The organism is Paenibacillus sp. FSL P2-0089 (assembly GCF_038595095.1).
Taxonomy (GTDB): Bacteria; Bacillota; Bacilli; order Paenibacillales; family Paenibacillaceae; genus Paenibacillus_AQ; species Paenibacillus_AQ silagei.
In genome coordinates this window covers 7,446,070-7,468,125 of sequence record NZ_CP152006.1, presented here as the reverse complement: position 1 = coordinate 7,468,125, position 22,056 = coordinate 7,446,070, and the positions used below count along the sequence as shown (strand labels likewise).

The following is a 22,056-nucleotide window of genomic DNA, read 5'->3' as shown; positions in this document are numbered from 1 at the left end:
GCAGGAAGGTGTGTCATCCATTCATGAAGCCGAATCACTCCGACGGCGTTGATCCGGACGCGCCACAGCTGCTCCAGCCTGAGCTCTACAAGCTCCCGGCAGTTGAAGCAGCACCGCGCCTTCTTGGCCAGCATCTCGTCCGCCGCACAGAAGACGGGGACATCCGCTGCCGTATTGTGGAGACAGAGAGCTATGGAGGCGCTGAGGATAAAGGCAGCCATGCGTATGGCAGCCGCCGGACCGCCCGTACAGAGGTCATGTTCAGCGCCGGAGGCGCAGTGTATGTATACCTGATCTACGGCATGTACTATTGCCTGAATGTCGTAACTGCCGCTCAGGACGAGCCGCATGCCGTTCTGATCCGGGCAGTAGAGCCGCTTACGGAGAGGGATGCCGAGCTTATGGCGGCATATAGAGGAGTTGCCGTGAGGAAGCCCTCGGATCTCTCGGGCGGGCCGGGCAAGCTGTGCCGGGCGCTGCGGATTGACAAGAGTCTTAACAATACCAGGTTCGATCTGCCGGAAGGCCCGCTGAGCATCGAGCAGGGGGATGACCCGGAGTCCCTGGATATTGTCGAGGCCCCGCGCATCAATATTCCTTATGCGGAAGAGTATGCCGGGCGCCCCTGGCGCTTCTATCTGAAGGGCAATCCTTATGTCTCGGTCAGCGATCCGCAGGCACAGCCCCACAGGCTGGTCTAAAGGCCTATACCGCTGTTTCGGCTGTGGTATATTGGGTATTAATAAGAGAACCCTAATCAGCCTCTCCCTTGGAACTTTCCAGGCGGAGAGGTTTTTAGTGTGATCTTGTCCTCGACATTTAAAACGCCATAAAATGATAAAACTTCCCATAAAATGACAATAAATAGCCCAATTTGTATACGCTTCCCCCGTTCTCTTAGCTTACAATTACTGTTATAATCATATATATCTACAAAAAATATAAAGATGTAAATGAGGGACATGGGATGAAAGATACAGGCATGATCCGAAGCTTAGACAGTCTCGGAAGAATTGTGGTTCCCGTAGAAATCCGCATGACACGTAATATTGACATTGGGGATCCTATCGAATTTTTTATACTGGATGAGGATATCATCGTCCTCCGAAAGTACACCTCCACAGAATGCACCTTTTGCAGAAGTCTTGATCATGTGACCTACTATAAGGATCAGTTCATTTGCAACACCTGTCTGAAGGAGCTTAGTGACCCCGACCGCGGATCAGAACCCATCCATGCCTCCCCTAGTTCAGCAGAAGAGCATCCCGAGCCAGCCCGCGGGGGACGGAGAAGCAAGACCGAAGAAATGAGTCTGCGTCTTATGAAAGCGATCGAAGATCATCCCTATGCCAACCAGAAGGAGCTTGCCGAGGTTCTCGGCATCAGCCAAGCCAGAGTCAGCCAACTCAAGCGCAAGCTGAACACTCCCGGCAGAACAGATCCGCAGTAACCGTTATCCATTCATCCCTGCTTAGACATCAGATAAGGCTTGGCCCCGTTGGGGCCAAGCCTTAATTTTTGGGCGAAGCATATAACCTGATCTTCTATTCCGATAGCGCAGCTTTCAGCTCCTCAGGCGAAGCGGCCCACCACTCTTCATTATGGGCCATCAGCAGGGATTTCAGCGCTGCCCGCTCAGCACTTCCAAGTCCATCCAGAATAAGCTTGCGCTTCAAGGCCGCATCCAGCTTATTGACATGATCCGCAAGAATCTTCCAGCCGCGCCGCGCTTCGGTGTCAATCCACATCTCACAGGCGGTAATTCCGCCGTAGAACTGTCCCTCCGGGGTACGGTCAACGGCGACCCATACGACCCATACCTGTCTTCCCGCCGGAACATCCTCACGGTTCATAGAGAATTTAATTCCCTTCTCCACTTTGCTCTTGGCATGCATGGCACCTATATCAATAACGGCGATGCCCTGATCAATAATGACAGGCGATACATTGTTCAGATCAATCGAGCCTGCACCGAAGCCTTTATGCTTGGCTCTGGCGTTCACAATATTCAAGGCAATTTGTTTTTTGCCCTCCGGTTGTACGTTATCCACATGTGCACATCCTTTCCATTCACTAATTATTTAATTTTAGCTAATAATGCGGCGATTGCAAACATATACATCCCGTAGATGCTTGTCACGGGAGGAATCATAGTATGAAGCCACATTCATTAAGGTATACCCTCATCTTCGCAGTCCTGGCTGTCCTCACCTTGCTTGGAGGCGGAATATGGTTTCTGTCAGGGCATAGCCCTGCCGTATGGACTGCCTCTGTTCCAAAAGAGGCCAAGTCCCCCGCCATTATCCCCCGGCAGCAGCCCGTGCAGTCCGATCTTTCAGATACGATCTACACATCGGAGACAGAGGCTTTAAGCCAGCGCGTGGTTGAATATCACATGGATGTGGAGCTCCTGCCTGATAAGGAGACCCTGGTCGCCTCCGAGACGCTGACCTGGACCCATCCGGGCGCAAAGCCGGTCCAGGAGCTCTACTTTCATCTGTATCCCAATGCATTCTCATCCGCCAGCACCACCTTCATGAAGGAGTCCGGGGGCACGCTTCGCGGTGACACCATGCCTGCAGGGGGTTACGGGAGCATTACCCTGACAGATTTGCGGACCTCCGAGGGCATTTCGCTGATGCAGCGCACCCAATATGTACAGCCGGACGACGGCAATGTCAATGACAGAACACTGCTCAAGGTCCATCTGCCGCAGCCGGTGAACGGCGGCGAGAGCGTTACGGTAAGGCTTAAATTCGAGGTCAAGCTGCCGAAAATTTTCGCCCGGATGGGAACCGCTGGCGACTTCGTGATGGCCGGACAGTGGTTTCCGAAGCTTAGCGTCTATGAGCCTGCCGGCAGAAGAGGACTCAAGGAAGAAGGCTGGAACCTGCATCAATACCACGGCAACTCCGAGTTCTACAGTGATTTTGGAATTTACAATGTATCGATTTCTGTCCCGCCCGAGTATAAGGTCGCCGCAACCGGGTTCCCGGTGAGGGACGCCAAGGTGGTGAAGGGGCGCAAGATCTATCAGTTCTATGCAGATGACGTCCACGACTTCGCCTGGGCGGCATCGCCTGATTTCGTGGTTGCCGAGAAGGCCTTCTCCGCGCCGCAAGTGCCCGGGGTGAAAATTAAGCTCTATCTGGACCCGCTGCATAAGCATCTCCAGGAGCGTTACTTCCAGGCGGCTGAGGCTGCACTGATGGCATTCAGCAAGTGGTACGGCCCTTATCCCTACTCCACCTTATCGATTGTTGTCCCGCCGGAGTCCGGCAACGGGGCCGGAGGAATGGAGTATCCGACCCTGATTACTGCCTTCGGCGCCACGGATACTTCACCGGGCACCTCCCTGGAGCGCACGATCATCCACGAGATCGGGCACCAATATTTCTACGGCCTGGTGGCCAGCAATGAATTCGAAGAAGCCTGGCTGGATGAGAGCTTCACCTCTTATGCCGAAGACCGGCTGATGGAACAGGAATACGGTGTGGTCTCCAGCCTCCCGCTGCAGTCCAGCCTGGTCTCCTCTTCACAGCCGCTTAAGCTGGAGACCTGGAAATACACCGGTGATGACGCCTACACGCGCAATGTATACATCCGGGGCAAGCTGGTGCTGAAGGATATCGAACGCATCGCCGGGACCAAGAATATGGATGCCATCCTCGCCGCCTATGCCCGCAAATACCGCTTCCAGCATCCGTCCACCGCCGACTTCCAGAAGGTTGTGGAGAAAGTGACCAAGCAATCCTGGCATACGTATTTTGAGCGGTATGTCTATAGCGGGGGGGCACCCGACTTCGCAGTCGACGATATCAGGCTCACCGTCAGACGGGACAACAGTGACGGCGGGGGGAGCCGCTATAGCGCTGTGGTTGATGTAAGCAACAAGGGCAGCCTGTACCCCGATGTTCCCGTGAAATTCACCTTCGCAGACGGGTACACGGTGCAGCAATACTGGAATGGCGAGGGTAAGGCTACTTCCTTTGAGTTAGCGTATAAAGCGCCGCTGGTCTCCGCAGAGATCGATCCGGGGCATTCCATTCTGCTGGAGAGCAGGCATCTTAATAATTTCAGAATGGCGGAGCTTGAGCCGCGTACACTCTCCCGCTGGACGCTTAGTGCATCAACTCTGCTTGAAACCCTGCTCGGAACTCTTGTCTGGTGAGGTGAAGGAATGGTGAAAAGTTCAATTGCCCGCGGTTGGATCAGCATGAAAGAGCAATTCTATATATTGATTCTGCTATTTATCTACCGGCTGTTCTGGGGATATTTCCTGTACAAATTCATTAAAAGCGCGGTTGTCCCCGTCCTGCTCCGCTACCCGGATGCGAATGCCGGCGGCAGCGGAATAGGCAGGCTGCTGTATTATATCGAGGGGCAGACCGCGCTGCGCACCGACCCCGCCGTCCAGCACTGGCTGTGGATGCTGCTTGCGCTGACAGTGCTAAGGCTGCTGGTGACTCCCTTTATCCGTGCAGGGCTGCTGCACGAGCTTCACCAGGAGCGCGACGGAGCGCGGGGACTGTTCTTTTTTCCCGGAATGAGAAAATATGGGCTGCCGGTGCTGGTGTTCAGCCTCATCGAATGGGCGCTAACCCTCCTGCCGCTCTATTGGCTGCTTCCGCGTATGTACCGTCATCTGCTCAGCGGTGTTCTCGATGTCCAGCTTCTGCTGAAGCTGGTGCCTTATGTGCTGGGCTGGCTGCTCTATCTCTTCCTTGTCCGCAAGCTTCTGCTCTATATGCAATTCGGCTATACCGCTGGTACCGGCATGTTCTCCTCACTGCTGATCTGCCTGAAGATGCTGCTGCCTTCGATCGGTATATCCATCGTTCTGGGGGCGGGAAGCCTGGCCGTAATTCTGCTCTGCAGCGCCTCTGCTCTGTTCTATCCCGGATTGCCGGCCCTTATGGTCCGCCAGGCAGCTCCGCTGCCCTCCACGCTGTTCGATATGTGGGGAATCGCTGCCCAGTACCACCTTTGGTCCAGTAAATCATTTCCACAATAATAAGCTGCTGAAGCGGCATACTAAAGAGAGTCACAGCCCCTTATCAGGGAGCAGGACTCTTTTTTGCTTGAACGGAGGACAAAAGCATTTGCAAAAGGGGAAATCCTCTGATACAATTATGGCTGTACCAGTAGTAACAAAGTTGTAATCTTTCAAGCAAAATATTCCGTAACTCTTGCAATTTAAGCAATACCGATAAGTCACTGTTCTGGTGCATAAAACGCCGAATTCCCTGCACCGGGAAGTGGGGGAACCATATTTTGGGTGAATTGATCTCGCTTTAGAGGGGTCATAGGGGAACCTTCTACCGAATCCTTAAGCTAACCTCGCAGGCCCTGGAAGGAGTACATCTTTTGATTAGTCAGAATTTCAAGAAAAAATGCACCGCAGCAGCGCTGGGTCTTGTGATGGTATTCACACTCGGAGCGGGCAGTGCCTTCGCAGATTCCAAGATGGATACTGTGATTTCAAAAACCATTGGAACGTCGTATAAAACCGGGGGCACAACCACCAGCGGCTTCGACTGTTCCGGATTTACCAAGTATGTGTTCAAGAATGTCGGGCTTACCTTGCCCCGTACCTCCAAAGCACAGTTCAAAGTTGGAACAAGTGTATCCAAGAGCAATCTGCGTTCCGGTGATCTCGTGTTCTTCAATACCCTGGGTAACGGAGTGTCCCATGTCGGTATTTATGTTGGAAACGGGAAGTTCGCACAGTCCTCAAGTTCACGTGGTGTAACCATCAGTTCGATGAGCCAGTCCTACTGGGCCAACCGCTACGTTGGCGCCAAACGAGTAATGAGCACAACAGCCTACCAAGCTGTCGCTTACGATTGAACCCTTGAAGCATACCCCGAATATTTCAGCCTCTAACAACTAAATGTAACTTATACGAGCCCGGAATGATTATTGCCGTAATCATTTCCGGGTTTTTCCTTTTCCTTATTCTACCTTTTACACTGAATTCGCAGCCTTGAAACAGCATTTTCTTGCAAAAACAAAGAAATAATCATATAAATTAACCCCTGCGCATAGATATGAGTCTTTGGAAAGGGCTATAACTCTAAAAAACAGCAAAAAAGATGCATTAATATGTTATAAGTGATTGCCAAGCGCCTTAGTCTTTGTTACAATTATCGCAGTGAGTTTTTAGTAACATTTTTGTAATTATTGAATCGATTTTAACAAAGGTTTTGTCATGTATTGAATGAACCGCTAATCCTAATCAACAGTCGTGCCGAGTTCCCTAATGAATTAGGGAAACGGGGGAACCACTTTGGGTGAATTGACCTCCTATTCTAAGAGGGGTCATAGGGGACCTTCAACCGAACCCTTAAGCTAACCTCGTAGGCATTGGAAGGGGTATTTACTTTTGAAGAAGAAGCTAGCAGCCGCAGTACTAAGCTTGTCCATTATCTTCACCATCGGAGCAGGAAGCGCTTTCGCGGATTCCAAAATGGATAAAGTGATCGACAAAGCCATCGGAACCAAATACGTGTCCGGCGGTACATCAACTAACGGGTTTGATTGCTCCGGATTTACAATGTATGTTTTTGATAAGATCGGCATTAACCTGCCCCATCAATCCGGCTCCCAGTATCAGATGGGCACTGCCGTGTCCCGTGACGAGATGAGACCAGGCGACCTTGTATTCTTCAATACAAGCGGTAAGGGCATATCCCATGTAGGTATTTATGTTGGTGACGGCGAATTCGCCCATGCCTCTTCCTCACGTGGTGTAACCATCAGTTCGCTGAGTGACAGCTATTACGTCAACCGCTACGTTGGCGCCAAGCGAATCATGAGTACAGATGCCTACAAGACTGTAGCTTCGGATTCCCAAGACAACGATGATGTACAATAATCCTTTGTAACCTAACGCTCTTTTCCGAGATTTTTGCCGAAATCTTGGAGAAGGGCTTTTTTTGTCTATAAAATTACTTACCCCTCTCTATATTTGTAAAACACTGATTCTGCGCTTTCGGAAAATATATTTTGCCGTTTGTCAAGTTTCTGCATTTCCGTAAGGAAATTGCGTCGAAACTGGCTGTTTTTGTATATAATTAATAGAAGAAATGAATCTATGTCCCTTGGAAGGAGGCCTCCCCCAATGATTAGCTCCCCGCTAACCTTTTACGTGGTGCCTATGGAGCCGCAGCATGCCGCTGAGATCTGTGAGTGGAGCTACAAGCCGCCGTATAATATTTACGGCTGGATGTCCTGGGAGCAGATGCAGGCGCTGGGCGTGGAGTTCGGAGACCCGCAGCTGCGAAGTGAGCAATATGTATCGGTTGTGAATGGAGAGGGGGATCTGTGCGGCTTCGCCCAGCTCTTTCCGATGGAGGGGGTAGTCCGGCTTGGTGTCGGAATGCGGCCCGAGCTGTGCGGCCATGGAATGGGACATCTGTTCATGAAGGCTATTGTGCAGGCAGCACGGTCGCGTTACCCGGAATGTGAGATCGACCTGGAGGTGCTGACCTGGAACCAGCGCGCCATCCGCGCCTACCAGAAATGCGGGTTCACCATAACGGATACCTATGAACGCCGCACTCCGATCGGTAATAAGCCTTTTTATTGCATGGTCTATGAGGAATAGCACCGGAGACAAGAGAGTTTTGCAAAAAATGGATCATTTGTGTTCATTTTTTTGACACACATACTATGATAACGCTTCACCATCCGCTATAATGGAGACAGCAGCTTACATGGAGGGACGGATGCAGATGCAGAAATGGATCATGAGCGGTTTGTTTTTTGCCGCCTGTGCCTTTGCAGTAATCTTAATGTTTACCCTACCCGGTAAATCCGAGGTGGCGGAGCAGAACAAGCCGACCATGCCGGAGGTTGTGCTGGACGCTGCGGGCGCAGAAGCCACAGTGAAGGCTAATTGTATCTCCTGCCACGGAGACCAGCTTCAGGGCGGGGCGGGACCCAGCCTGCAGCAGGAAGGCGCTTCGCATGACGCAGCTCAGATCTTCAGCATAGTCACCAAGGGGCGCGGACAGATGCCTCCCTTCAAAGACAGGCTGGCCCCTGAAGAGATTGCGAATGTAGCCCTATGGCTGGCCGAGAAGAAATAATCCGCAACCTGTACTCACACCATGCTCCTCATTCTAAATGTATAATGCCCGTGACGAGGATAACGAACGATCCTTGCACGGGCATTTCTATTAATTAGATATTCCTGTTGTCTCCATAGGGGCCTTGTCCTCTAGCGGGTCTTCTCGAATGCCTCATTAAATTCATGCGCCTGGCGGAGATCAAGCTTCTCCACATCTGCAGCCAGCCGCAGAACAACCGTCTTGTAATCAATGGTGATATGCGGGTGATGGTCAAAGGCCTCCGAAATTGTCGCTACCTCATCCACAAAGGCAATTCCCTTCATATATTCACTGAACATATATTTGCGCACCAGCCTATCCCTCTCCAGCTTCCAGCCCTCAAGCTTGCCGATCTGCTCCTGCAGTTGTTCCTCAGTTAATTGCAATTCGTTTCCTCCCTTGCTAAGTTAACGGTTCCTTCAGCCTGCTCTTCTCCTTCAAATAAAACATCCCTCAGCTTCTGAAAGTCCAAGGGATGTGCCAGGCCAAAGATTTTTGATTAAATGTATTCTGACATCCCGGCAATTAGTACTCCACTTCCAATTTTAACATGGCCGGATGCCCGGGACAAACCCGCTGCCGCATTTTTCCCCTGCTTTATACAAGAACGACCGAAGCCAGATCCTCATCGCCCAGCAGAATATTAATGCGGTGTGTTTCTTTATCGTACATCACAACTCCGCTGCCCACCTGAATGACCGGCTCGTTGCCCAGCGCGTAGAACAGATCTTCCGCAAGCGCCTCCCAGACCTCCTGCCTCGATTCCTCCGGCAGATTCGTCCACTCTTCAGGCTCCATTTCAAAAAAAATGTACCCGTCTGCAATCCGTCCAACGGCTCCTGTCAGTTCAACCAGAATTTCACCGTAATCCCTGCCATGCTTAACTCCCACATCAATCACTCCGTTTTCTTCGCTGATGAATAATAACCTACCTTATCTATTATAGCCGAAAAAATCACTTCACAAAAAAGGGAATGATGTCGATAAAGAAGAATATACGTGATTTGGTTACGAACAGAGTGTTCTCCCGCGGTTCAAGGACGAATTACGCGGTTAGTCGATCACTTCTTAATTCTCATGGACGAGGTGCATAAATGGAAATCTCAACAATTCTAGGCCTGGTGTTTGGTCTGATCGCAGTAATCTGGGGGATGATACTCAAGCATGCTCCACTTGCAAGCTTGAACAACCCCGCTGCCTATGTCATTATTTTTCTTGGCACGGCTGCCTCCATCTTCATGGCCTTTCCGATGTCGGAAGTCAAGAATTTCCCTAAGCTGTTGAAGATCCTGTTTACAAAGAAAAAGATGGTCGGTAAGCCCGAACTGATTACCATGTTCATGGAATGGGCATCCATTACCCGCCGCGAAGGGCTGCTGGCTCTGGAGTCCAATGTCGATGAAATTGAAGATAACTTCCTCCGAAACGGCATGCGGATGATTATTGACGGCAATGATCAGGAGTTCGTCCGTGATGTATTAATGGAAGATATTCATGCCACTGAAGACAGACATAAAGCCGGAGCCTTGATCTTCTCCCAGGCCGGGATGTATGCCCCTACACTAGGGGTACTCGGGGCTGTTATCGGGCTGATTGCCGCCTTGGGTGATATGAGTAATATGGACGTCCTGGCCCACGCGATTGCCGGTGCCTTCATTGCAACCCTGCTCGGGATATTCACCGGTTATGTCATGTGGCACCCTATGGCCAACAAGCTGAAGCGGATATCCAAACGTGAGATTGAAGTCCGCCTGATGATGGTGGAGGGTCTGCTCTCCATCCAGTCCGGGGTGTCTACCATAGCTATTAACCAGAAGCTGTCCGTCTTCCTGACTCCGTCCGAGCGTGCCAAGCTGAGCGAGAAGGAGGGGGCTTCCAGTGAGCAAAAAGACTAGGCATGAGGAACATGAAGAGCATGCCGATGAATCCTGGCTGCTTCCCTATTCCGATCTGATGACCTTGCTGGTTGCTCTGTTCCTTGTTATGTACGCCATGAGCGCTACGGACGCCGTGAAGTTCCAGCAAATGGCTGAAGCCTTCAATTCAGCGCTCAGCGGCGGCGGCGGCGTCCTGGAGTACCGGTCGGATTCTCCGACCAGCACCCAGTTGGACCAGGGCAAGCAGGATAAAATGAACAGCGTGATCTCCAAGAACACCGGCACCTCCGATCTGTCCAAGCTCCGTGCCAAGGAGCAGGAGGATCTGGAGAAGCTGAAGAAGCAGTTCGACCAGTACATCAAGAACAACGGAATGACTGACTTGCTTAGCACCAAGCTGAATCAGTCCCAGCTGATGATCACGATTAGCGACAATGCCCTCTTCGCTTCGGGACAGGCTGTAGTGAAAGATGAATCCCGCCAGTTGGCCAAGTCGATCTCAACTATGCTGCAGCAATTCCCTGATTATGAAGTATTGGTGCAGGGGCATACCGATAATGTTCCGATCTCCAACAGCACGTACTCCTCGAACTGGGATCTTAGTGTAGATCGTGCCCTTGAGTTCATGAAGATTCTGCTGCTGAATCCCAACCTGGACCCGACGAAGTTCAGCCCGACCGGCTCTGGCGAATATCATCCCATCGCTAGCAATGCTACGGCTGCCGGGCGGGCCAAGAACCGCCGGGTAGAAGTATCCATCCTGCGTAAATATAAGGACGCTGCTGCGGAGACAACGGATGTCTCTAATGTAACAGCTCCCTGATAGTAAGGAAACAAATAAGAGCTGCTTCGAACGGCCCTACCAGGGTCTATCGGAGCAGCTCTTATTATAGGTATGGGCATTATAATCTTATTGCAGCTGATAGTTCAACATAGCCCCCAGCTCTTGCTTCTCTTCCTGGGACAGCTCCCGCCATTCTCCAGTCTTCAGTGCGCCAAGGCGGATATTCATTACCCGGATGCGCTGCAGCCGCCGGACTTCATAACCGAAGGCACTGCACATGCGGCGGATTTGACGGTTCTTGCCCTCAGTCAGCACGATACGGAATACCCGCTCACTAATACGCGTAATTTCACAGGGAAGTGTCTTACTGCCCAGAATTTTCACGCCGGTGGACATACCGGTCAGAAAAGAAGGCGTGACGGGTCGATCTACAGTGACCACATATTCCTTCTCATGCTTGCCTTCTGCGCGTAAAATTTTGTTAACAATGTCACCGTCATTGGTCAGCAGAATCAATCCCTCTGAATCCTTGTCGAGCCGCCCGATCGGGAAAATCCGCTCCTCATGCCCTATGAAATCGACAATATTGCCTTGAATATGTGCTTCTGTAGTAGAGGTAATGCCAACCGGCTTATGAAGCGCGATATACACGATCCTGCTGCCCGTCTGAAGCGGCTGGCCGTCAATCAGGACAATATCTCCGGCCTCGGCTTGGCTGCCCAGCATAGCGGGCTCCCCGTTGATGGTGACCCGCCCTCCCTCGACCAGCTTGTCTGCTTCACGGCGTGAACAATAGCCTGTCTCACTGATGAATTTATTGATTCTCATGTTCGTCTTCACTCCGTTCTATATTCATAACGGCCGGAGGTACTGGCTCCTTCGCTTCAGGCAGCTTGATAATTACCTGTGCCCCCCGGCCATACTCGCTTCTAATCTCCAGGCTGCCCTTATGGGCCTGAATGATCCGCTGGCTGACCATCAAGCCGAGACCGGTTCCGGACTCTTTGTTCGTAAAGAACGGTTCTCCCAGCTTGGGCAGCATATCCTCAGGGACGCCTCCGCCCTCATCCGTGATCACAACAACCACAGAATCATCCTGCTCCTGCTGCTCCACGGTAATCGTTCCTCCGTCCGGCATCGCTTCGATCGCATTTTTGATTACATTGATAAATACCTGCTTCAGCTGATTCTCCTCACAGTGCACCATGGCGGGTACTCCCGAGAAATGTGTGGTGAATTCAATGCCGAACAGGTGGGCCTGACTGTCCAGCAGGGAGATGACATCGCCGACAATATGCCGCAGATCCCTTTGCTGGAAATGAACAGCCTGCGGCTTCGCTAGAATCAGGAACTCACTGACAATCATATTGATCCGGTCCAGCTCCGAGAGCATCAGATCTATATGCAGCGGAACGAGAACCTTCTTCTCCTGCTGAAGCTGCAGGAAGCCCCGCAGGGTGGTCAAGGGATTACGGATCTCATGGGCAACGCCTGCGGCAAGCTGGCCGACTGTAGTCAGCTTCTCCGAGCGTCTGAGTAGCTCCTCGATCCGGTTGCGCTCGGTCATGTCACGGGATACATGGACAACCGACTGCGGCTGGCCCTCTTCATCCCGGATAACCGAGCTGCTGACGCTGACCTCTACCAGGGAACCGTCACGCTTCAGCCTGACGGTCTCCACAGGCGGCAGAGATGCCCCGTCCTTAAGCTGCTGCAATCGTATACTCTCCTGCTGCTGCACAGTGGCCGGAACCAGATAAGGCGGCTTGACCAGAGCATCCGCAGCGCCCCATCCATAGAGATCCTCGAACGCTCTGTTCGTACTGATGATCCGCCCTTCCATATCCACCGTGTGGATGGCATCCGAAGTGCCGTTAATGACCGACTCCAGATGCTCCTTAACCGCACGGTTCTCCTCCAGTGTCTGCCCCAGCCGGTTCGTGTGCTGCAGCAGATGTGAGGTCATCGCATTAATGCGCTGGGCCAGCTGTCCAAGCTCATCGCGGCTGGATACATTTAGCGGGGGCTCGAACTTGCCCTTGGCCACATCATTGACCTTAGCCAGTATATCCTGAATCGGGCGTGTAACAACACCCGCCAGGACATAACTCGCCAAGAGAAAGATAATAAGCAGCAGGACCGAGGTGGTGATATTATTGAACAGCTGCTCGCGGATGACTGAGGAGATCGCCTGGTAGTCCATGACTACACTGATCACATAATCCGCCGCTCCCGGCCGCTCAATCGGAATGAAGCTTTTGAGCACTCTTTTACCCAATGCCTTCGTATCCAGCGTTACCGGCTCGCCCTTATTCAATGCTTCACGGATTGCCGCCTTGTCCTCTGCAATATTGCCGTAGGAATAGGTTCCGTACTGAATAGGGCGGTTCCGCAGCTTCGTGTTCTTGGGATCTGTACCATCAGGCAGCATGCTTGAGGCCCCGAAGGTCTTCGGATTGATTCCCGTAATCTCCAGAATTCCGGGATTTACAGCTTTGGATTCCTGGATGATCTCATCGGGACTCATAATTTTGACATAATCGCTTACCGCTGTGCTCCGGACGAACGGATCTATGATATAATTGCGGGCCCCGTCATAATAATAACCCCATTTATCAATATACTCCGGATTGGAGGTTGAATATTCAAACGGCCCGGACCAGAAATTCTCCAGGGATTGCCCCTGATCGACAGATACCCGCTGGCCTGCAAACAGCTCCAGAAAAGCCACATACCAAAAACCCATGCCTCTGGTCGAAAGTCCAATCTCTGCAGGATCTGAAGATTTGGCTACGATAATATCATCCGCAGTCTTCACCAGCAGAGAGATATTCGACACCCCCAGCTTGGTGGATAGCGCCTTCAATTGTTGATTGGTAATATTCCTGATATCCGGGTCCAGCTCATAGGACGCCAGAATGGCGGTCAAGCGCAGGTTCTGGGCAAGTTTATCCTGCACGTAATTCGAGCTGTAGCCGCTCTGCTCCACCGATACGGCAACCTGCTTCGCAGTGATCTTCATGTTGCTTACACTCTCATTACGCAGATTATTCCGGGCAGCATAAAGATTGAGCGAAAGATTAAGCATCAAGATTAAGAGCACCGAGCCAAATATAATCGCTGATAATTTCGTTTTTATGGACAAGCGTATTGTTCACCTCTTATCCGCTGGTAAATCCTAGCGGGCATTCAACATAATCATACCTTTTGCCCTCCCATTTGAAAAGGCCTTTCCCCACAGCCGGGTGCTGGCAGATATTGAATTATCGGGGCAGTTTCACTACAATAGGTAAGAAACCATCCACAGGTTATGCACATATAAACATTTTGCCAAATCGCGATGTGCACAATTTTGTGTATAAGTCGGCCGTTATCCACAGAGTTGTCCACAATTTGTTAAGAACGAATATTTGTTCGTTGTACAATGGGCATAGAAGAAGGGAAGATGCATTTGAATACCAGGCTTGAAGAACTGCCGGCGGAGGAGCGGGCCATTCATGAACATTGGATGACAGAAGCGATAGGAGAAGCCCGCAAGGCCGAGGCCTTGGGCGAAGTGCCGATTGGTGCCGTGGTCGTCCACGAAGGCCAAATTATAGGCCGCGGATATAATCTGCGTGAGACGACGCTTGACTCCACTGCCCATGCGGAGATGGTAGCGATCCGGGAAGCCAGTACAGCCCTGGGCTCCTGGCGTTTGCTCGATTGCCAGCTCTATGTTACCCTGGAGCCTTGTCCTATGTGTGCAGGAGCGATGGTGCAGTCCAGGGTGCCACTCACCGTGTATGGCACTCCAGACCCCAAAGCCGGCTGTGCAGGGACCTTGATGAACCTGCTGGAGGAATCTCGCTTTAATCACCGTACAGAGGTCATCCAGGGCGTGCTGCAGGAGGAATGCGCGGAGCTGCTGACCTCCTTCTTCCGCAAGCTGCGGAAGCGGCCTGCGAAGCTCTAGAACGCCCATTAACACTTATATTATGCTCATAAGGAGAATGCCAGATGTCGTACAAGCTGTATAACAATGCACAGGGGATCTATCTCTCGCTGCTGGAGCTTACGGATGCCGAAGAGCTGCTTAGCCTCCGTCTGCGTAACCGAACCGCACACCAGCAATTTGAGCCCCTGCGCAGTGAAGACTACTTCACCCTGGAGAGCCAGCGGCAGCTGATTAACCAGCGTATCCTGGATGCGCAGCAGGACAGCGCGTATATGTTCGGGATTTATCTGCTCAGCGGCGAGCTGATCGGCCAGATTACGATCTCCAATGTAGTGCGGGGAGTCGGTCAATTCTGCGATATCGGCTATCTGATCGATCATGAGCAGCAGGGGCAAGGCTATACCAGTGCCGCCGTACACCTGATCCTCGGGTATGCCTTCCGCTCTCTGGGGCTTCACCGGGTACAGGCTGCCATCCTGCCCCATAATACCGGTTCACGCAGAGTGCTGGAGAAGAACGGCTTCCAGGCCGAAGGACTCGCGCGCCGCTTCATCCGGATCAACGGCGAATGGCAGGATCACCGCACCTACGCCATTCTGGCTGAGGATTTTCTTCCACAGGAATAGGTGGGCACCTCCCCCCCTGATTCCGCCGCTGGGCGTATCACCCTATGTTCACCGTAAAAATCCCGTAGGAGCCTATTTCGCTCATACGGGATTTTTGAGTGCAATATTTATATCGCGTTATGGTATTAATAAGTACCCGTACCCATGCCTCCGAATTGCTGCTGCAGCTCTTCCAGAGTAATGACATCATCGCCTTGCGGAATGCCAATCTTGAAGGTCTGCTTCTCATTGATCTTACTGTATTGGTTGCTTGCATTCATAGATAAGGTAACGTTCTCACCCTTGTCAGGATCATTAACCTTGATGTCCATGAGCATATCCTGGTATACCGGATAGTCATCTTTATTAACCGCAGTGTTCAGGTGGAACTGGTTAATGGTAAGATATTTATTCAGATCAGCCAGGCTCTTATCAAACTCGGCACGTGCTTCGCTGGATTGCAGCTCTTCCTTGGCTTTGGCCAGATCAGCGGAGTCAACCTGCAGCAGATCTTTATATTCATCCTTACTCAAAATATCCATGATCTTAGGCAATGCGTTGTTCACGAGGATCGTAAGCGCCTCTTTGACATTATCATTGGTTACCTGGAACTGAACCACCTGCTTGGCATCTACGCCTTCAGGCAGGCCGGCATCCTTAGGTTTGATATTGTTGAAGTATTTCGCTTCATCGTACTCGCCCAGCAGCGTATTCATCACTTCATTCGACAGCTTCTGCACTTTCTGTGCATCCATCTGCGCAGGATTGAATTCTGTTCCCTGCTCTTCGGCCAGCTTCTTCAGATCCACCTCTACGAATTTATTGACAATCGTCTCAGGAATCGGCAGGAACGGAATCGAAGGCACTTTGACGTACAGCTTCTGTCCGGACATAACCATCGGAACCGTGAAGGACATAGCCATATCCCCCTTCAGATTCAGAACCGTTGTAAGCTCTGTCTGCATCGGCTCAGCCTGATAGACTCCATCAATCGTAAGCTCTGCATTCTTAAGCATGCTTAGAATCTGACCCGTCGAAGCGTCAGCCTCATTAGTACCGGTGTCTATCGTCAAATCGTTAATGACCACCTTACTCTTCATTTCGTAAGATGTCATAGCTGTAGCTTTGGCTGCAGCTGAAGTCAGAGCCTCCTTCGGCTCCTCTTTCTTTGCACATCCCGGCAGAATTACTGCAGCAGTTAACAGTAACGCGGCAGCGGATAACCCCCACTTTTTGTTCATTATTTTTCTCCTCTCCCATGTAAAAAAATTCTTTCCCCTCCCTAATGATAAACCATTTGGCAATTATGAGAAACATTTCTCTTCAATTTCATTGTAAAGTGTGTTTAACCCTGCGGATTATTATGGTCCACATGGTTGGCCTGCTTCACCTTTTTAGACCCGGATAACGGCGCTGGGCCTGAAGAATGGTGCTCCTTGCGGGGCCCCTGGTTGTCCTGCTGTACGCCGGGTACAGGCATGCTCTTGGGTTTGCTCACTTCGATTACCTCCTATGGATTAGTTAAGCCCTGAAGGGCCTGTGCGCACTCATGAATCTGTCTCGTATACTGCTGCGCCAAAAGCTGAACAGCATCCAGCTGCTCATCCGCGTGTACCCCGGCCTGTTCGGCGTCAAGCAAATCTACAGCAACCTCGCGGCTATCCACATAGGTGCAGCGGAAATCCAGAGAATACCCCTGCCGTCCCGCTGCATTGAAATGGATGAGCAGACTGTTCTGGTTCGCCGCATCCCCCTGCACACTGAAGCTGTCCCCACTCTCCATCAGTTCCGGCAGCCGCTCCTGCCAGGCAGACACCAGACTCTGCTGATCTACTTGCAATTGTCGGTCCATCTTTATTATCAGCCTCCTTCTCTAATACATTGCGGAGAAAGACGGCTTTTTATTCCCGTTGGAACCGCTTCTGTGAAAAAGAGGCCTTGGCAAGTGGAAACGGCATTGCCGTCCTTTTAAAGGACGGTACCGTTTTGGCGAGAAATAGAAGGATAATTTATAGCGTGAAAAATATAAATTCTTATATTTCAAACAAAAAAACCGTCCTCCTGAGAGAACGGCTTCTATCTGCACTTATTTAGATGTAAAGGAATGGCGGAGAGGATGGGATTCGAACCCATGTGGGCTTGCACCCTAACGGTTTTCAAGACCGCCCCGTTATGACCGCTTCGGTACCTCTCCAATGCACTGAAATTTCACATGCATTAGGAATTATACCACGCCCCGCAAATAATATGCAACTATTATTATTGAGCTGTTTTTGCAGAAATGGATTTCACATTACGCATATACGGCTGCAGGCATTCCGGAATCAGCACACTTCCGTCCTCCTGCTGGTAATTCTCCAGAATAGCTGCTACCGTACGCCCTACAGCCAGCGCAGAGCCATTCAGCGTATGCACGAATTCAGGCTTCGCCTTCGGCTCCTTGCGGTAACGGATATTGGCCCGGCGCGCCTGGAAGTCCTCGGTATTGGAGCATGAGGAGATCTCGCGGTACATGCCGCTCTCAGGCAGCCACACCTCAAGGTCATACGTCTTGGCAGAGGTGAAGCCCATATCTGCCGTACAGAGCAGCAGGACGCGGTAGGGCAGTCCCAGAAGCTGCAGGACGCGCTCAGCATCGGCTGTCATCTTCTCCAGCTCCTCATAGGAGCTCTCCGGGCTGGCCAGCTTCACCAATTCCACCTTGTTGAACTGATGCTGACGGATTAGACCACGGGTATCGCGTCCCGCAGAACCGGCTTCAGAGCGGAAGCAAGAGCTATAGGCCACATGATACTTCGGCAGATCGCCAGCTGTCATAATCTCTTCACGGTAATAGTTCGTCACAGGCACTTCCGCCGTAGGAATCAGATAATACTCTGTATCCCGCAGTTTGAACAGATCCTCTTCGAATTTCGGCAGCTGTCCCGTTCCATAGAGGCTGTCCTTATTAACAATATAAGGCGGCAGCATCTCTTCATAGTTATGTTCCCCGCTGTGCAGGTCCATCATGAAATTGATCAGGGCACGTTCCAGTCTGGCTCCCAGTCCTTTATAGAAGACAAACCGGGAACCCGTAACCTTCGCCGCTGCCTCAAAATCAATGATATCCAGCTGCTGCGCCAGCTCCCAGTGGGATTTCGGCGTGAAACCAAGCTCTGTAGGCTCTGACCAGCGGCGCACTTCGACATTGTCTGCCTCGGAGGTACCTACCGGCACCGATTCATGCGGAATATTCGGGATGCTCATCGTCAGCTCGTCAATTTTGACCTCAAGCTCACGCACCTCATCATCTAATTCCTTAATCCGGTCAGATACCGTACGCATTTCTGCGATCAGATCATCAGCCGGTTCCTTGTTCTTCTTCTTCTTGGCTACGTCTCCGGATACAGTGTTCCGGCGGTTCTTGAGCCCTTCTGTCTCCTGAAGCAGCTCACGGCGGCGCTGATCCAGCGCCGGGAAGCCGGCAATCAAATCCAGCGACTTTCCTCTTTTATTCAGTGCCTCTTCTACTCTTGCATAATCGCTGCGCAATACTTTAACATCTAACACAAAGTTTCCCTCCTGAAAACAGCCCAAACTCTTTCAAAATGCTGTTTTGTTTGCAGCTTTGAAAGAGTCAAAGTGTCCTTATATGCGGTTCTATAGATTGGCTGCAATACGGTCCTCTACCATGTCGGCAAAATATTGATGCAGCCTGTAATCATCAGTCAATTCCGGGTGAAACGAGCAGGCCAGCAGATTGCCCTGGCGCGCGGTTACAATCTCATCCTTATAGAGCGTAAGCACCTCAACATCAGGACCCACCTCTTCAATAAGCGGAGCGCGGATAAATACCGCCCGCACAGGCTCAGTAATCCCCTTAACCTCGAGATCACATTCAAAGCTTTCCCGCTGGCGGCCAAAGGCATTCCTGGCCACGGTAATATCCATCAGCTCCAGATGACCGGCCTCGTCTCCGGCAATCCGCTTCGCCAGCACGATCATCCCGGCGCATGTGCCGAAAATAGGCTTCCCTTGACCCGCGAACTCACGAACAGCCTCAATAAAGCCATATTTGCGCATCAATTTGCCAATCGTCGTACTCTCACCGCCGGGAATAATCAGACCATCTACCCCGTCTAACTCCTCTACACGCTTAATAGGCAGGCCCTGCGCGCCGGTCTTCTCAATACTGACAATATGCTCTGTAACAGCGCCTTGAAGCGCTAACACTCCAATTCTCATCCGGAAGCCTTCTCTCTATTATCGGCCGCGTTCCGACATGCGTTCAGCCGGGGACAACGTGGCGATATCAATCCCCTTCATCGGAGCGCCCAGATTCTTGGATACTTCAGCAATCAGCTTGTAGTCCGTGAAGTGGGTTGTCGCTTCGACGATGGCACGGGCGAACTTCTCAGGATTGTCCGATTTGAAAATCCCGGAGCCGACAAACACCCCATCAGCACCCAGATGCATCATGAGCGCGGCATCGGCAGGCGTAGCTACACCACCGGCAGCGAAATTAACGACAGGCAGCTTGCCCAGCTCGTGAACCTCCAGCAGCAGCTCATACGGAACACCCAGCGTCTTAGCTTCATGATATAGCTCATCAAGCGAGAGGCCGGTCACCTTGCGGATCTGGCTGTTGATATGGCGCATATGGCGGACAGCTTCCACGATGTTGCCGGTTCCCGGCTCACCCTTGGTGCGGATCATGGAGGCCCCTTCGCTAATCCGGCGCAGTGCTTCTCCAAGATCCTTGGCTCCGCATACAAAAGGAACCGTGAATTCGCGTTTGTTGATATGGAACACTTCATCGGCAGGAGTTAGCACTTCACTCTCATCGAGATAGTCTACACCCAGAGATTCGAGAACCTTGGCTTCCACATAGTGACCGATCCGCGCTTTGGCCATTACAGGGATACTCACTACCTTAATAACCTCTTCTACAATAGTAGGATCGGCCATACGTGCGACACCACCCGCAGCGCGGATATCAGAAGGTACACGCTCCAGGGCCATTACGGCTACTGCGCCTGCGGCCTCGGCAATTTTCGCCTGCTCTGCATTCATGACGTCCATAATGACGCCGCCTTTTTGCATTTCTGCCATGCCTCTTTTAACTCGCGAAGTTCCTGTTTCCATATCTACGCCTCCCGTTAGATCTAACCTAATCTAACATGTTATTTTACCGCAAGGCTGTAATATATACAACCTATTTACTGGGATTTTGTCGTGATGTCGAGGCCAGCGCCCCTTTGAGGCTAGAACAGGTTTTTAATTCCTTTGAACAGATCACCGAAAAAATCACCTATGGCTCTCAGCAGCAGCTTGAACCAGCCCGCCTTCTCCGCTTCCTCGGCAGTAATCAGGTTCACCGTCTTCTCTTGCGTCAGGTTCATTCCTTCAATCTTGTAGGAGTACGTGACCTTACCTACCTTGCTGGCTCCGGCAATCGGTGCGACCAGCGTAGTCGGATCATTCGTGACCACTGTAGATTTGATCTGCGGCGATACAGTACCCTTAGGGACCATGAACGTTACACCAGCATCTGTTACTACGGATACCTCTTTATTCTTACCCTTCAGCACAGGCACCGTCTCAGTGCCGGCAATCACAGCCTTAGGCGCAACTACCTGCTTAATCTCGAAATTATTGAAGCCAAAATCCAGCACCTTCTTCGTTTCGGTGAAACGGTGGGCCTCAGAGTCCGCTCCCATAACTACGCTGATTAGACGCATGCCGTCACGCACCGCAGTACCCGTGAAGCAGTTGCCGGCGTTAGTGGTATGTCCTGTCTTCAGTCCGTCCAGGCCCGGATAAGCGTATGCCTTGAAATTGGGGATATTCTTGTTGGCTTCCAGCATCCAGTTGTAGTTAATCATCGGCTTCGAATCACGCTCGCGGAATTTATACGATTGAATTGTCGTAAAATCTGTAAACTCCGGATGATCGGTGACAATATATTTGGCCAGAATCGCTGCATCCATCGCAGACATTACCGTCTCACGGTCCTCTTCAGGCCGGTATTTAGCAGGCATGTCCTTCCGGTCCAGACCGGTGGAATTAATGAAATAAGCCGTCTTCATGCCCATCTTCTGTGCGGTCTCATTCATCTGGGTCACAAACTGCTGCTCCGAGCCAGCTACCAGTTCAGCCAAAGCAACTGTAGCATCATTGGCAGAGCCTACCGCCATCGCTATGTAGAGTTCTTTAACCGTATGTTCATCGCCCGCTGCCAGAAAAATCCGAGACCCGATCTGCTTGGACGCATTCTCCTGTATAATGACCTTTTGATCCCAGGAAATCTTGCCGCTATTCACCGCTTCAGTTACAAGGTATTCTGTCATCATCTTCGTCATACTCGCCGGAGGCATAGGCTGATCCGCATTAAGCGAGAGCAGAACCTCACCCGTTGTAGGCTCAATCAATACTGCCGATTTCAGCTTCAGTCCGAGAGACTCCACGGTTGGGATTTTGGCTACTGCTGTCTTGGCAGGGGTAGCTGCCGCCTTGGTTCCAGCCTCTGTTGTAGCAGGTTTAGTTACTGCCTCCGCCATTGCAGAAGCCGCAGGAAATGCCAACATATTTAAAAGCAGACCTACTGTCGCTGTCTTAATCACAATTTGCTTACTGCTTAGTTTTCGCTTGGCCTTCAATGATTAACTCTCCTTTAATCCTCAAATCAGTGCTTGTTCTATTCTAACACAGGGGTATCTGCAAAAAAAGACAGGCAGGACTAAATTAGTCCTGCCTGTCA

General features: G+C 51.4%; 24 protein-coding genes, 1 tRNA gene and 2 riboswitches. Of the genes, 12 read left to right on the top strand and 13 right to left on the bottom strand.

Annotation, left to right across the window (positions count from 1 at the left end):
- Positions 1 to 23: 23 nt before the first annotated feature.
- Together NST69_RS31970 and NST69_RS31965 are read left to right on the top strand one after the other, a co-directional pair.
- Positions 24 to 701 (top strand): DNA-3-methyladenine glycosylase, encoded by a 678-nt coding sequence (locus tag NST69_RS31970; protein WP_342548065.1) that lies wholly within the window; start codon positions 24 to 26, stop codon positions 699 to 701.
- A 266-nt stretch (positions 702 to 967) separates the two neighbouring features.
- Positions 968 to 1,450, top strand: coding sequence for a winged helix-turn-helix transcriptional regulator (locus tag NST69_RS31965; protein ID WP_036724433.1), 483 nt, complete (start codon positions 968 to 970; stop codon positions 1,448 to 1,450).
- 94 nt (positions 1,451 to 1,544) lie between these two features.
- Here NST69_RS31965 and NST69_RS31960 read toward each other — a convergent pair whose 3' ends face one another.
- Positions 1,545 to 2,051, bottom strand: coding sequence for a YwhD family protein (locus tag NST69_RS31960; protein ID WP_036724431.1), 507 nt, complete (start codon positions 2,049 to 2,051; stop codon positions 1,545 to 1,547).
- A 104-nt stretch (positions 2,052 to 2,155) separates the two neighbouring features.
- On the opposite strand from NST69_RS31960, the gene NST69_RS31955 reads away from it, so the two are divergent.
- The 6 genes from NST69_RS31955 to NST69_RS31930 all read left to right on the top strand — a co-directional run bounded on the left by NST69_RS31955 (position 2,156) and on the right by NST69_RS31930 (position 8,093).
- Positions 2,156 to 4,171, top strand: a complete 2,016-nt coding sequence (locus tag NST69_RS31955; RefSeq protein ID WP_342548064.1) for a M1 family aminopeptidase — start codon at positions 2,156 to 2,158, stop codon at positions 4,169 to 4,171.
- 9 nt (positions 4,172 to 4,180) lie between these two features.
- Positions 4,181 to 5,014, top strand: a complete 834-nt coding sequence (locus tag NST69_RS31950) for a hypothetical protein (protein WP_342548063.1) — start codon at positions 4,181 to 4,183, stop codon at positions 5,012 to 5,014.
- Between the two features lie 211 nt (positions 5,015 to 5,225).
- Positions 5,226 to 5,364, top strand: a riboswitch (cyclic di-AMP (ydaO/yuaA leader).
- A 57-nt stretch (positions 5,365 to 5,421) separates the two neighbouring features.
- On the top strand, positions 5,422 to 5,850 hold the full coding sequence (locus tag NST69_RS31945) for a C40 family peptidase (protein ID WP_051477954.1): 429 nt from the start codon (positions 5,422 to 5,424) through the stop codon (positions 5,848 to 5,850).
- Between the two features lie 388 nt (positions 5,851 to 6,238).
- Positions 6,239 to 6,381, top strand: a riboswitch (cyclic di-AMP (ydaO/yuaA leader).
- A 4-nt stretch (positions 6,382 to 6,385) separates the two neighbouring features.
- Positions 6,386 to 6,877, top strand: coding sequence for a C40 family peptidase (locus NST69_RS31940; RefSeq protein WP_036724428.1), 492 nt, complete (start codon positions 6,386 to 6,388; stop codon positions 6,875 to 6,877).
- 246 nt (positions 6,878 to 7,123) lie between these two features.
- Positions 7,124 to 7,609: a GNAT family N-acetyltransferase gene (locus NST69_RS31935; RefSeq protein ID WP_342548062.1), complete on the top strand. Its 486-nt coding sequence runs from the start codon at positions 7,124 to 7,126 to the stop codon at positions 7,607 to 7,609.
- A gap of 127 nt (positions 7,610 to 7,736) precedes the next feature.
- On the top strand, positions 7,737 to 8,093 hold the full coding sequence (locus tag NST69_RS31930; RefSeq protein WP_036724468.1) for a cytochrome c: 357 nt from the start codon (positions 7,737 to 7,739) through the stop codon (positions 8,091 to 8,093).
- A gap of 131 nt (positions 8,094 to 8,224) precedes the next feature.
- Here the strand turns inward: NST69_RS31930 and NST69_RS31925 are convergent, their stop codons facing one another.
- Together NST69_RS31925 and NST69_RS31920 are read right to left on the bottom strand one after the other, a co-directional pair.
- Complete coding sequence (locus NST69_RS31925) at positions 8,225 to 8,500, bottom strand: 4a-hydroxytetrahydrobiopterin dehydratase (RefSeq protein WP_036724424.1); 276 nt, start codon at positions 8,498 to 8,500, stop codon at positions 8,225 to 8,227.
- A gap of 211 nt (positions 8,501 to 8,711) precedes the next feature.
- Positions 8,712 to 9,005 carry a hypothetical protein gene (locus tag NST69_RS31920; protein WP_036698940.1) on the bottom strand — a complete coding sequence of 98 codons (294 nt, stop codon included), beginning with the start codon at positions 9,003 to 9,005 and terminating at the stop codon, positions 8,712 to 8,714.
- Positions 9,006 to 9,208: 203 nt separating this feature from the next.
- Between NST69_RS31920 and motA the strand changes: the two genes are divergently transcribed.
- Positions 9,209 to 10,009 (top strand): flagellar motor stator protein MotA, encoded by an 801-nt coding sequence (gene motA / locus NST69_RS31915; protein ID WP_036724422.1) that lies wholly within the window; start codon positions 9,209 to 9,211, stop codon positions 10,007 to 10,009.
- Entirely contained in the window at positions 9,993 to 10,814 is an 822-nt protein-coding gene (gene motB / locus NST69_RS31910; RefSeq protein ID WP_339252727.1) for a flagellar motor protein MotB, read from the top strand. Before motA ends, motB begins: the two co-directional genes overlap by 17 nt.
- An 87-nt stretch (positions 10,815 to 10,901) precedes the next feature.
- Here the strand turns inward: motB and NST69_RS31905 are convergent, their stop codons facing one another.
- Both NST69_RS31905 and NST69_RS31900 read right to left on the bottom strand, forming a co-directional pair.
- A complete protein-coding gene (locus NST69_RS31905; RefSeq protein WP_209879523.1) occupies positions 10,902 to 11,603 on the bottom strand; it encodes a pseudouridine synthase in 702 nt (233 codons plus the stop codon).
- Positions 11,590 to 13,863 (bottom strand): ATP-binding protein, encoded by a 2,274-nt coding sequence (locus tag NST69_RS31900; protein ID WP_342550244.1) that lies wholly within the window; start codon positions 13,861 to 13,863, stop codon positions 11,590 to 11,592. Before NST69_RS31900 ends, NST69_RS31905 begins: the two co-directional genes overlap by 14 nt.
- A 363-nt stretch (positions 13,864 to 14,226) precedes the next feature.
- Here NST69_RS31900 and tadA point away from each other — a divergent pair, with 363 nt between their 5' ends.
- Positions 14,227 to 14,730: a tRNA adenosine(34) deaminase TadA gene (gene tadA, locus NST69_RS31895; RefSeq protein ID WP_268748444.1), complete on the top strand. Its 504-nt coding sequence runs from the start codon at positions 14,227 to 14,229 to the stop codon at positions 14,728 to 14,730.
- A 44-nt stretch (positions 14,731 to 14,774) separates the two neighbouring features.
- A complete protein-coding gene (locus NST69_RS31890; protein WP_342548061.1) occupies positions 14,775 to 15,338 on the top strand; it encodes a GNAT family protein in 564 nt (187 codons plus the stop codon).
- Positions 15,339 to 15,463: 125 nt separating this feature from the next.
- Here NST69_RS31890 and NST69_RS31885 read toward each other — a convergent pair whose 3' ends face one another.
- From NST69_RS31885 to NST69_RS31850, 8 genes are all read right to left on the bottom strand, one after another.
- A complete protein-coding gene (locus NST69_RS31885; RefSeq protein WP_036724413.1) occupies positions 15,464 to 16,558 on the bottom strand; it encodes a DUF6612 family protein in 1,095 nt (364 codons plus the stop codon).
- 104 nt (positions 16,559 to 16,662) lie between these two features.
- Positions 16,663 to 16,815 (bottom strand): small acid-soluble spore protein P, encoded by a 153-nt coding sequence (locus NST69_RS31880; protein WP_036698929.1) that lies wholly within the window; start codon positions 16,813 to 16,815, stop codon positions 16,663 to 16,665.
- A 12-nt stretch (positions 16,816 to 16,827) separates the two neighbouring features.
- Positions 16,828 to 17,169, bottom strand: coding sequence for a hypothetical protein (locus NST69_RS31875; protein WP_036724411.1), 342 nt, complete (start codon positions 17,167 to 17,169; stop codon positions 16,828 to 16,830).
- Positions 17,170 to 17,422: 253 nt separating this feature from the next.
- A tRNA-Ser gene (locus NST69_RS31870) sits at positions 17,423 to 17,511 on the bottom strand.
- Between the two features lie 65 nt (positions 17,512 to 17,576).
- Entirely contained in the window at positions 17,577 to 18,866 is a 1,290-nt protein-coding gene (gene serS / locus NST69_RS31865; RefSeq protein ID WP_209879529.1) for a serine--tRNA ligase, read from the bottom strand.
- A 90-nt stretch (positions 18,867 to 18,956) separates the two neighbouring features.
- Positions 18,957 to 19,541: a pyridoxal 5'-phosphate synthase glutaminase subunit PdxT gene (gene pdxT, locus NST69_RS31860; RefSeq protein ID WP_342548060.1), complete on the bottom strand. Its 585-nt coding sequence runs from the start codon at positions 19,539 to 19,541 to the stop codon at positions 18,957 to 18,959.
- A gap of 18 nt (positions 19,542 to 19,559) precedes the next feature.
- The gene (gene pdxS, locus NST69_RS31855) at positions 19,560 to 20,441 is read right to left on the bottom strand and encodes a pyridoxal 5'-phosphate synthase lyase subunit PdxS (RefSeq protein WP_036724406.1); all 882 of its coding nucleotides are present in this window, start codon (positions 20,439 to 20,441) and stop codon (positions 19,560 to 19,562) included.
- Between the two features lie 119 nt (positions 20,442 to 20,560).
- Entirely contained in the window at positions 20,561 to 21,955 is a 1,395-nt protein-coding gene (locus tag NST69_RS31850) for a D-alanyl-D-alanine carboxypeptidase family protein (RefSeq protein WP_342548059.1), read from the bottom strand.
- Between the last annotated feature and the right edge of the window lie 101 nt (positions 21,956 to 22,056).